The sequence below is a fragment of the Robertmurraya massiliosenegalensis JC6 genome, from assembly GCF_000311725.1.
Taxonomy (GTDB): domain Bacteria; phylum Bacillota; class Bacilli; order Bacillales; family Cytobacillaceae; genus Robertmurraya; species Robertmurraya massiliosenegalensis.
Genome location: NZ_HE978514.1, coordinates 555,782 through 563,218, shown reverse-complemented (window position 1 = coordinate 563,218; position 7,437 = coordinate 555,782). Strand labels below are relative to the sequence as shown.

Annotated in this window: 7 protein-coding genes; 5 read left to right on the top strand and 2 right to left on the bottom strand. The window is 40.2% G+C overall.

Annotation, left to right across the window (positions count from 1 at the left end):
* The first annotated feature begins 633 nt into the window (after window positions 1–633).
* The 4 genes from purM to purD are packed head-to-tail and all read left to right on the top strand — an operon-like array spanning window position 634 to window position 5,066.
* A complete protein-coding gene (gene purM / locus BMSHG_RS16270) occupies window positions 634–1,662 on the top strand; it encodes a phosphoribosylformylglycinamidine cyclo-ligase (protein WP_019155520.1) in 1,029 nt (342 codons plus the stop codon).
* A gap of 11 nt (window positions 1,663–1,673) precedes the next feature.
* Window positions 1,674–2,243, top strand: coding sequence for a phosphoribosylglycinamide formyltransferase (gene purN, locus BMSHG_RS16265; protein ID WP_019155519.1), 570 nt, complete (start codon window positions 1,674–1,676; stop codon window positions 2,241–2,243).
* A gap of 2 nt (window positions 2,244–2,245) precedes the next feature.
* Complete coding sequence (gene purH / locus BMSHG_RS16260; RefSeq protein WP_019155518.1) at window positions 2,246–3,781, top strand: bifunctional phosphoribosylaminoimidazolecarboxamide formyltransferase/IMP cyclohydrolase; 1,536 nt, start codon at window positions 2,246–2,248, stop codon at window positions 3,779–3,781.
* Between the two features lie 19 nt (window positions 3,782–3,800).
* On the top strand, window positions 3,801–5,066 hold the full coding sequence (gene purD / locus BMSHG_RS16255) for a phosphoribosylamine--glycine ligase (RefSeq protein ID WP_019155517.1): 1,266 nt from the start codon (window positions 3,801–3,803) through the stop codon (window positions 5,064–5,066).
* Here the strand turns inward: purD and BMSHG_RS29420 are convergent.
* Both BMSHG_RS29420 and BMSHG_RS16250 read right to left on the bottom strand, forming a co-directional pair.
* On the bottom strand, window positions 5,044–5,133 hold the full coding sequence (locus tag BMSHG_RS29420; protein ID WP_328286251.1) for an EYxxD motif small membrane protein: 90 nt from the start codon (window positions 5,131–5,133) through the stop codon (window positions 5,044–5,046). The genes purD and BMSHG_RS29420 overlap by 23 nt on opposite strands.
* A 62-nt stretch (window positions 5,134–5,195) precedes the next feature.
* Window positions 5,196–5,474 (bottom strand): YgaP family membrane protein, encoded by a 279-nt coding sequence (locus tag BMSHG_RS16250; RefSeq protein WP_019155516.1) that lies wholly within the window; start codon window positions 5,472–5,474, stop codon window positions 5,196–5,198.
* A 203-nt stretch (window positions 5,475–5,677) separates the two neighbouring features.
* Between BMSHG_RS16250 and BMSHG_RS16245 the strand changes: the two genes are divergently transcribed.
* Entirely contained in the window at window positions 5,678–7,420 is a 1,743-nt protein-coding gene (locus tag BMSHG_RS16245; RefSeq protein ID WP_019155515.1) for an adenine deaminase C-terminal domain-containing protein, read from the top strand.
* Window positions 7,421–7,437: the final 17 nt, after the last annotated feature.

Sequence of the window (7,437 nt, the reverse complement as noted above, 5' to 3'; positions counted from 1 at the left end):
AAGGGTTCATGAAACAAAACTCCGGCTGTTTTCAGAGGAAAGTATGTCACATGAATGGCTCATGAAACAAAACTCCGGGTGTTTTCAGCGGAAGGTATGTCACATGAAGGGTTCATGAAACAAAACTCCGGCTGTTTTCAGCGGAAGGTATGTCACATGAAGGGTTCATGAAACAAAACTCTAGCTATTTTCAGAGGAAAGTATGTCACATGAAGGGTTCATGAAACAAAACTCAGGGTGTTTTCAGAGGAAAGTATGTCGCATGAAGGGCTCATGAAACAAAACTCCGGCTGTTTTCAGAGGAAAGTATGTCACATGAAGGGCTCATGATACAAAACTCAGGGTGCTTTCAGAGGAAAGTATGTCACATGAAGGGCTCATGAAACAAAACTCAGTGTGTTTTCAGCGGAAGGTATGTCACATGAAAGGTTCATGAAACAAAACTCAGTGTGTTTTCAGAGGAAAGTATGTCGCATGAGGGGTTTATGAAACAAAACTCAAGGTGTTTTCAGAGGAAAGTATGTCGCATGAGGGGTTCATGAAACAAAACTAGAGTCATTTTTAAAAGAAATGAAGTACTCAAGAAGAGATCCATTTCAGAAGGAAATAATTCACTAACGAGGAGGTCCTGACATGGCCAATGCTTATAGGCAAGCAGGTGTTGATATAGAGGCCGGCTATGAGGCGGTTACAAGAATGAAGAAGCATGTGAACCGGACGATTCGTCCAGGAGTAATGGGCGGACTTGGCGGATTTGGTGGAATGTTTGATTTATCATCCCTTAATCTGAAGGAACCGGTTCTTGTTTCGGGTACAGATGGAGTGGGCACGAAGTTGATGCTTGCTTTCCTCATGGATAAACATGACACGATCGGCATTGATGCTGTAGCCATGTGTGTCAATGATATCGTCGTTCAAGGGGCTGAGCCTCTTTACTTTTTAGATTATATTGCTTGTGGAAAGGCTGCGCCTGAGAAGATTGAGGCTATTGTCAAAGGGATTGCTGATGGATGTGAACAAGCAGGCTGTGCACTTGTCGGTGGAGAGACTGCGGAAATGCCTGGGATGTACAGTGAAGATGAATATGACTTAGCGGGATTTTCAGTAGGAGCCTGCGAGAAAAAGGATATTATTACAGGAAAGAATATTAAACCTGGGGATGTCTTAATCGGTTTGGCTTCTAATGGAATCCATAGCAACGGCTACTCATTGGTCCGAAAAATTTTCTTTGAACAAGCGGGAATGTCCCTTGAAGATGAGGTGGAGGAGCTGGGCTGTAAGCTTGGAGAAGAGCTTTTACGTCCAACAAGGATTTATGTGAAGCCACTCTTAGAAGCTATTCGTAAATTCGAGATTAAAGGAATTTCCCATATTACAGGTGGAGGATTTGTTGAAAATATTCCCCGCATGCTACCGGATGGATTTGGAGCTGAGCTATCAGAAAGTACGTGGACCGTTCCGCCCATCTTTTCGCTGATGGAAAAATCAGGAAAACTTAAACGTCAAGAAATGTATAATATCTTCAATATGGGTACGGGCATGGTGCTGGTTGTGAATGAAGCGGATGCTAAAGCCGTAATTGAATTGTTTACTGAGCTTGGAGAAAAAGCCTATGTAATGGGCATTGTGACTGAACAAGAAGGGGTACTGATTAAGGAATAGCGGAGGTTACCATGAAAAAGATTGCCGTCTTTGCTTCCGGGAGTGGAAGTAATTTTCAAGCTATTATTGAAGCCGTTCAAAAAGGTGAGCTCGACGCCGATATTTCTTTACTTGTTTGTGATAAGTCAGGAGCCTATGCGATTGAACGAGCAAAAAATGAACAGATCCCTTATTTTGTTTTTAATGCAAAAGAGTACGATAACAAAGAAGCATATGAAAAAGAGATCTTAAAAAATTTGCAAAAGCATGAAGTGGATTTCATTGTTCTTGCCGGGTATATGCGTCTGATTGGTACAACACTTTTAAATGAGTTTGAAGGGAAAATCATTAATATCCATCCTTCTCTCTTACCAGCTTTTCCTGGTAAGGATGCAATTGGTCAAGCCTTACATGCGAGGGTAAAAGTAAGTGGAGTAACAGTTCATTTTGTCGATGTTGGAATGGATACAGGCCCGATTATTGCGCAGAAAGCAATTGAAATTGGCGAACAAGAAACGAAGGAAAGTCTTCAAACGAAAATACATCAAATCGAGCATCAATTGTACCCAAAAGTCATCCAAACAATAATTAGGGGGATTTAGTGATGAAAAAGAGAGCACTCATAAGCGTATCTGACAAAGCTGGAATTACCGAATTTGCGAAGCAATTACATGAACTTGATTTTGAAATTATTAGTACCGGTGGAACGAAGAAAGCGATTGAAGAAGCTGGTATTCCTGTTATGAGTGTAAGTGAGGTTACGGGCTTTCCGGAAATTCTTGAAGGACGGGTGAAAACACTTAACCCGATGATTCATGGTGGATTGTTGGCGAAGTTTTCAGAGGCGAGCCATCAGGAACAACTTTCTGAACATCAAATTCAACCTATTCATGTTATATGCGTCAATTTATATCCGTTTCAACAGACGATTGCAAAGCCAGATGTGACGGTTGAAGATGCGATTGAAAATATCGATATCGGTGGACCTACAATGCTCCGTGCATCTGCGAAAAACCATGAATATGTGACAGTGGTCGTTGATCCAGTTGATTACACAACCGTTATTGAAGAATTGAAGGCTAATGGTGAAGTACAAAAAGAAACTCGTCGTAAGTTAGCTGCAAAAGTATTTAGACATACAGCTGCATATGACGCGATGATCGCTGAATATATGACGGAACTTACTGGCGAAGAAACACCGGAAACACTTACTGTGACATATGAATTGAAGCAATCTTTACGTTATGGGGAAAATCCACATCAAAAGGCGGCTTTTTATCGCAAACCTTTAGGTTCTGTGTTCTCGATTGCAAATGCCACTCAATTACATGGCAAAGAACTTTCTTATAATAATATCAATGATGCAGATGCTGCGCTTCAAATTGTAAAAGAATTCACTGAACCAGCCGCAGTTGCCGTTAAACATATGAATCCATGCGGTGTTGGCACTGGAGAAGATGTCTTCTCAGCTTTTACAAAAGCTTTCGCAGCAGATCCGGTCTCTATTTTCGGAGGAATTATCGCTCTAAATCGTGAAGTCGATAAAGCGACAGCAGAAAAGCTTCATGAAATCTTTTTAGAGATTATTATTGCCCCTTCTTTTTCAGAAGAAGCGATTGAGATTTTAACAGGTAAAAAGAATCTACGCCTTCTAACGATTCCGTTTGATGAAGAGGCGAAAGTGGAAATGAAGTTAACATCGATTGAAGGTGGTTTGCTTGTCCAAGAGCAGGATCGCTTTGGCTTAAAAGATGCTAACGTAACAATTCCAACCAAGCGCAAGCCAACGGACGAAGAGATGAAGGCATTAGAGCTTGGCTGGAAAATTGTGAAGCATGTGAAATCAAACGCAATTGTTGTTAATAATGGCGATATGACCTTGGGGATTGGTGCTGGACAAATGAATCGTGTCGGTGCAGCAAAAATTGCCTTAGAACAAGCCGGGGGACAATCGGAAGGTGCTGTTCTAGCATCAGATGCATTTTTCCCTATGGACGATACGGTAGAAGCAGCAGCCAAGGCAGGCATTAAAGCGATTATTCAACCAGGTGGTTCTGTTCGTGATGAGGATTCGATTAAAAAAGCGGATGAATATGGCATTGCCATGGTGTTTACTGGAGTAAGACATTTTAAACATTAAAGATTGGAGGTTGGCGAAAATGAAGGTGTTGGTTATTGGCCGTGGTGGTCGTGAACATGCGATTTGTCAAAAAGTGAGCGAAAGTCCACAGGTTGAACAAGTGTTTGTCGCACCTGGAAATGCTGGAATGGCAGATGTAGCAGAGCTTGTTAAGATTGAAGAAACAGAATTAGACAAGCTTATTCAGTTTGCGAAGACAGAAGAGGTTGGATTAACGATCATCGGGCCGGAAGTTCCATTATTGGCAGGGCTTGCAGACAAATTCCGTGAGGCTGGGCTTTCGGTATTTGGACCCAATCAAAAGGCAGCTGAAATTGAAGGCAGTAAATCGTTTGCCAAACATTTAATGAAAAAGTACTCGATTCCAACAGCTGAATATGAGGTATTCAGTGACTATGAAGCAGCCAAGCAATATGTCATAGAAAAGGGTGCCCCGATTGTTATTAAAGCGGATGGACTTGCAGCAGGAAAAGGTGTAACCGTTGCGCTTGACTTAGAAGAGGCGTTAAATAGTTTGAAGGAAATGCTAGAGGACTCAAAATTTGGTGAAGCCTCAGCCACTGTGGTAGTAGAAGAATTTCTTGCGGGTGAAGAATTTTCCTTAATGGCCTTTGTAAATGGTGAAAATGTAGTACCGCTTGAAATTGCTCAAGATCATAAGAGAGCTTTTGATGGAGATAAAGGTCCAAATACTGGTGGGATGGGTGCTTACTCACCTGTACCACAAATTAGCGAACATGATATCCAATTAGCGGTAGAGACGATTGTAAAGCCAGCTGCTAAAGCACTTGTAAAAGAGGGAAGAAGTTTTTGCGGAATCTTATATGCAGGATTAATTCAAACCGAAAAAGGACCAAAGGTTATCGAATTTAATGCTCGCTTTGGTGATCCAGAAACGCAAGTAGTTCTTCCAAGAATGAAGTCAGATTTAGTGCAGATCATGCTCGATGTAATGAATGGAAACACACCTGAAATTGAGTGGGATACTCAATCAATGCTCGGTGTTGTCGTTGCTTCCAACGGCTACCCTGAAGCATATGAAAAAGGGGCACAATTGAATGGGTTGGATGAGGTAGGCGGATTTGTCTTCCATGCTGGTACGGAAATGGGAGCATCAGGCAGGTTCCTAACAAATGGTGGTCGAGTATTACTAGTGGGGGCAAAAGCAGATACGCTAGCAAATGCCCAAGCTTCAGTCTATGAAGAACTTGCGAAACTTCATTGTGATGGTGTCTTCTATCGTAAAGATATCGGCTTTAAAGCTATCGCACATGTTTCCTTTTAGACCTTTTCATAAAGGCATAACAGATGGCGACGATGCTTCCGATTAAGATAATGAGTACAAAAGACATATCGGTTACGTATTCCCAGAACATAATTACAACTCCTTTCCCCCTTTAAAAGGGGGGAATATTTAAGTCGGATTATAAGGGACGATGGTTTCTTGAAAGGAATCTTCATCATCTTCCTTTTTATCGGGAACCATTTTCATCCCTTCTTGTATAAGTGATGTTACAGGACAATAACGAACGATGCCTTCACCTACTTTCATGGCACCGAGGATCGCTGTTATTAAAAATGTACTTCTCCAAGGCCTCTTCACCATTTTAGCAGTACTCCAGGCGAGAATGGTTAGCCCACAAGTGATGCGAATAAGGGCATTTAAGATCCCGATGTTTTGTTTAATTTCCATAATCAATACTCCTTCACAATTTTTTAACATAATTTTTTATTTCTTTAATGAGTTAAACAACAAAATATGGTAGTATAAATAAAAATGATGGAAAGCTTTTCAATTAACTTTCATATCATTTTATAATGGAGCAATTCTAATTCATTAAAAATATAAGCCAATGTATATACATCATCGAAAACTTCAAAGGGGAGGGAAACATTGTGCTAGAACAACGATATCGTTGGAAAAACAAACATATTCGTGAGCATGTCTCCGTTATTGATGGGAAATTGTCGCCAACCATATTATTGAAAAATGCTCGCTATTTAAATCAAGTCCTTCGCAAATGGATCACGGCAAATATTTGGATTTACGAGGATCGCATCATTTATGTAGGTGAAAAATTGCCTGAAAATACAGGCAACTGTGAGATTGTTGATTGTAAGGGACAGACACTCGTTCCCGGCTATATTGAACCTCATGCTCACCCATTTCATTTATATAATCCCCATTCATTAGCTCGATATGCATCCCAGTTTGGAACGACTACCTTAATTAATGACAACATGGCGCTCGTTTTACAGTTAGACAAAAAGAAAGCGTTTTCTTTATTAAGGGAGCTACGTAATATTCCAACGACGATGTATTGGTGGTGTCGTTTTGACTCACAAACTGAGATTTTGGATGAGGTAGATACTTTTTCTCATTCTAGTGTAAAATCATGGCTTGAGCATGACGCAGTCTTACAAGGTGGCGAATTGACTGGATGGCCAAAACTTTTAGACGGTGATGACTTAATGCTTCACTGGATTCAAGAAACTAAAAGAATGAGAAAGAAAATCGAAGGGCATTTTCCAGGAGCTTCAGAAAAAACTCTAGCAAAAATGACGTTATTTGGAGTAGATTGTGACCATGAAGCGATTTCGGGGAAAGAGGTTTATGATCGATTAATGCAAGGTTATATGGTGTCGTTGAGACATTCTTCAATTCGACCTGATTTACCCGTCCTTCTTGATGAAATTCATGAATTAGGGATAGAACAATATGATCACTTTATGTTTAATACAGATGGATCTTCGGCATCCTTTTATGAACAGGGTATTATTGACAATATGATTCGAATTGCGATTGAAAAGGGCGTTCCTATTATCGATGCATATAATATGGCAACGATCAACGTAGCGCGCTATTATAATCTTGAATATTTACACGGCAACATTGCGACAGGAAGGGTAGCAAATATTAATTTTCTTCGTGATGAGAAGAGTCCAACACCTATCTCTGTCCTTGCTAAAGGAAAATGGGTGAAGCGTGATGGGAAAAATGTTGATGTATATGAGGAGATAAATTGGGAAACACATGGACTTGAACCTCTAAATATTGAATGGGATTTAACAAATGACGATATGCAATTTTCAATGCCTTTTGGGATTAAAATGGAGAGCTCGGTCATTACAAAGCCTTATTCGATCTCGATTGATGTCAATAATGATGAGCTTCCCGACACTCATGACGAATGCTTTTTTATGCTCATTGATAAAGAAGGGAATTGGCGGACAAACACCGTTCTAAAAGGATTTGCGAATAATCTTCCAGGACTCGCTAGTTCTTTTACCAATACAGGTGACATCGTTCTAATCGGGAAAAATAAGAACGAGATGATTCGTGCATTTAGACGGCTAAAAGAAATAGGTGGTGGAATAGTCTTCAGTGAGAATGAAGTAATTGTTCTTGAAATTCCACTTCCACTTAAAGGAGTTATGTCGAATAAGAGTGTTGAAGAACTTATCGTTGAAGAGAAAAAGTTATCTTCCTATTTAGTTGAAAGAGGCTATAAATTCAATGATCCAGTCTATTCTCTCTTGTTTTTCACCTCCACACACTTGCCTTATATTCGTGTAACTCAACAGGGGATGTATGACGTAATGAACAAAATGGTACTCTTTCCAACGATAATGCGTTAAAATATAAAAGAGTACAT

Excerpts from the sequence above, each read along its gene's own strand:
- BMSHG_RS29420 (WP_328286251.1), bottom strand. The coding sequence starts at position 5,133 with ATGTCTTTTGTACTCATTATCTTAATCGGAAGCATCGTCGCCATCTGT.
- purD (WP_019155517.1), top strand. The coding sequence starts at position 3,801 with ATGAAGGTGTTGGTTATTGGCCGTGGTGGTCGTGAACATGCGATTTGT.
- purH (WP_019155518.1), top strand. The coding sequence starts at position 2,246 with ATGAAAAAGAGAGCACTCATAAGCGTATCTGACAAAGCTGGAATTACC.
- BMSHG_RS16250 (WP_019155516.1), bottom strand. The coding sequence starts at position 5,474 with ATGGAAATTAAACAAAACATCGGGATCTTAAATGCCCTTATTCGCATC.
- purN (WP_019155519.1), top strand. The coding sequence starts at position 1,674 with ATGAAAAAGATTGCCGTCTTTGCTTCCGGGAGTGGAAGTAATTTTCAA.
- purM (WP_019155520.1), top strand. The coding sequence starts at position 634 with ATGGCCAATGCTTATAGGCAAGCAGGTGTTGATATAGAGGCCGGCTAT.